Origin of the sequence: Ferrovibrio sp. (genome assembly GCF_035304305.1) — a bacterium.
Classification (GTDB): Bacteria; Pseudomonadota; Alphaproteobacteria; order Ferrovibrionales; family Ferrovibrionaceae; genus Ferrovibrio.
In genome coordinates, this window is sequence record NZ_DATGQG010000002.1 from 1 (window position 1) to 2,769 (window position 2,769).

At 67.1% G+C, this 2,769-nt stretch carries 3 protein-coding genes and 1 tRNA gene; 3 read left to right on the forward strand and 1 reads right to left on the reverse strand.

What is annotated here, in order from left to right; all coding sequences use genetic code 11:
- Window positions 1–90 precede the first annotated feature (90 nt).
- A tRNA-Ser gene (locus VKZ87_RS00085) sits at window positions 91–183 on the reverse strand.
- Between the two features lie 155 nt (window positions 184–338).
- On the opposite strand from VKZ87_RS00085, the gene VKZ87_RS00090 reads away from it, so the two are divergent.
- The 3 genes from VKZ87_RS00090 to VKZ87_RS00100 all read left to right on the forward strand — a co-directional run.
- Window positions 339–719 carry a response regulator gene (locus VKZ87_RS00090; RefSeq protein WP_324219194.1) on the forward strand — a complete coding sequence of 127 codons (381 nt, stop codon included), beginning with the start codon at window positions 339–341 and terminating at the stop codon, window positions 717–719.
- Window positions 720–838: 119 nt separating this feature from the next.
- Window positions 839–2,323: a DegQ family serine endoprotease gene (locus VKZ87_RS00095; protein WP_324219195.1), complete on the forward strand. Its 1,485-nt coding sequence runs from the start codon at window positions 839–841 to the stop codon at window positions 2,321–2,323.
- A gap of 51 nt (window positions 2,324–2,374) precedes the next feature.
- On the forward strand, window positions 2,375–2,769 hold a 395-nt coding region (locus VKZ87_RS00100; protein WP_324219196.1), incomplete at its 3' end, for a response regulator.

Consider the following 2,769-nt stretch of genomic DNA (forward strand, 5'->3'; position numbering starts at 1 on the left):
GTGTTTCCGCTCACCTATGCCGAGCTGCTGCAATGGACCGGCGGCAGGGCGGCGGCGCTGGGCAAATAGGAGGATTACGTCGAAGGAGAATGGCGGAGGGGAAGGGATTCGAACCCTCGATACACCTTGACGGTGTATAACGGTTTAGCAAACCGCCGCCTTCAGCCACTCGGCCACCCCTCCGCACCAGAGTGGGTATTAACACGGCGTATGCGGCGCCCGTTCTAAGGACCCGGGATGGGGCTGTCAACGATCCCCCGGAGGGGGATTGTGCAGCCCCGGGTTGCGGTCACAAGGAACGGCAGGGGCGCGGGGAACGGGAGGCAGAACAGGGGATCATGGCCCATATTCTCGTGGTCGATGACGATCCGGATATCCGCGAGATCCTGCGCGCGCATCTCGAGGATGCGGGCCATGTCGTCGACGAGGCCGGCGATGGCGAGGCGGCAATCCGGCGCCTCACCGAGCAGCCGGCCGATCTGGTGATCACCGATATCTACATGCCGAAGCTGGACGGCCTCGACCTGATGCGACGGATCCGCGCCTTCGGCCTCAGGATGCCGATCATCGAGATCACTGGCGCCATGCCGGCGATCGGCGCGGAGGAGGCGCAGCTGTTCAGCGTCGCCGCCGCCCAGGGACCGCACAGGCGCCTGCGCAAGCCGATCCTCCAGGCCGACCTGCTGGCCGCGGTGGACGAGCTGCTGGGCGCGGCGTGAACGTATGGAAGAACATTCAATGAACATACTTCATGAAGGATTTTTAATGCGCCGTTCAGGACCCGCTCAGCCGCGGCTCCCCATGTTGCTGCCGTGATCTTTTCCGCATGGAGGCAGACATGGACGGACAGCGCAAATTCTCCCGCCGCAGGAAGGCCATCCTGGCCGCCCTGCTGGCAACCACGATTTTCACTGGCGGCGGGCTGTACGCCGTGCAGGCGCAGATCCCGGCCGGGCAGGGCAGCCCGCAGGCGATCCAGCCGGTGGCGCCGCTGGTGCAGCATCCCGGCTTCGCTGACCTGGTCGAGCGCGTGAAGCCGGCAGTGGTGAACATCTCCACCACCGAGAAGGTCGACACCAGCCGGCGGCAGATGCGCGACCTGCCGTTTCCGCCGGGCTCGCCCTTCGAGCAGTTCTTCCGCCAGTTCGGCGAACGGCTGGAGCGCGCGCCGCGCAACGCGCTCGGTTCCGGCTTCATCATCGATCCGGAAGGCTACATCGTCACCAACAACCATGTGGTTGAGGGCGCCGGCAAGATCGACGTGACGCTCAGCGACGGTAGCAGCCATCCCGCCACGGTGAAGGGCCGCGACCCCAAGACCGACATCGCGCTGCTCAAGATCGACGCGAAGAAGCCGTTGCCCCATGTCGTGTTCGGCGATTCCGACGCGACGCGGATCGGCGACTGGGTGATCGCGGTGGGCAATCCCTTCGGGCTCGGCGGAAGCGTTTCTGCCGGGATCGTGTCGGCGCGGGGCCGCGACCTGCGCGCCGGTCCCTATGACGACTTCCTGCAGTTCGACGCGCCGATCAATCCCGGCAATTCCGGCGGTCCGATCTTCGACAGCAGCGGCCGGGTGATCGGCATCGCCACCGCGATCTACACGCCCAGCGGCGGCAATGTCGGCATCGGCTTCGGCGTGCCCTCGAAGCTGGCGATGAACGTGGTGGCGCAGCTGAAGGAGTCGGGCAGCGTCGAACGGGGCTGGCTCGGCGTGCACATGCAGCCGATGACCGGAAATCTCGCCAAGGCGCTGGGGCGCAAGAACGACGACGGCGTCATCGTCAGCCTGGTGCAGGATGACTCGCCGGCCAAGGCCGCCGGCGTGGAGCAGGGCGACGTGATCACCGGTGTGAACGGCAAGGAGATCAAGGAGCCGCGCGATCTCGCCATCGCCATCGCCAACCTGAAGGCCGGCGAGAAGGCGAAGCTGCAGATCTGGCGCGACGGCCGGGAGCGCACGCTGACCGTCACCATCGGCAAACAGCCCGCCGACCAGGTGGCCGATGCCGGCGAAGCGGACGGCGGCGACGAGAAGGTCGGCATGGCGCTGGCGCCGCTGACGCCGGAGCTGCGCGCCCGGCTGGGCATCAAGGGACCGGCCAAGGGCGTCGTGGTCGCCGATGTGACGCGCGGCAGCAAGGCGGCGGAAAGCGGCGTGCGCGAGGGCGACGTGATCATCCGCATCGGCGGCGATCCGGTGACGACGCCCGACGAGGTGGCGGAGAAGATCCGCATCGCGCGGCAGGCCAAGAAGGAGGCCGTGGCCATGCTGGTGCTGCGCGATGGCACGACCTACTATCTGGCGCTGCAGCTTGCGTGACGCCATCTCGACCGGGGCGGTTTGGCCGCCCCGGTTCCGTTCGGGGGGATCATGAAGGTTCTACTGGTCGAGGATAACCCGCAGGTCAGCCAGTTCATCCGCAAGGGGCTGAGCGAGGGCGGTCATGTCGTCGATCATGCCGAGAACGGCCGCGATGGCCTGTTCATGGCGACCACGGAATCCTACGACGTGATCATTCTCGACCGCATGCTGCCGGGCGGCATCGACGGCCTCGGCATCATCGAGGCGCTGCGGCGCACCGGCAACCGCACGCCGATCCTCATCCTGAGCGCGCTGGCCGATGTGGACGAGCGCATTCGCGGCCTCAAGGCCGGCGGCGATGATTACCTGACCAAGCCCTTCGCCTTCGGCGAACTGGAGGCGCGGCTGCTGGCCCTGGTGCGGCGGCAGGAAGCGCCCAAGGCGCAGACCAGCCTGCAGGTCGG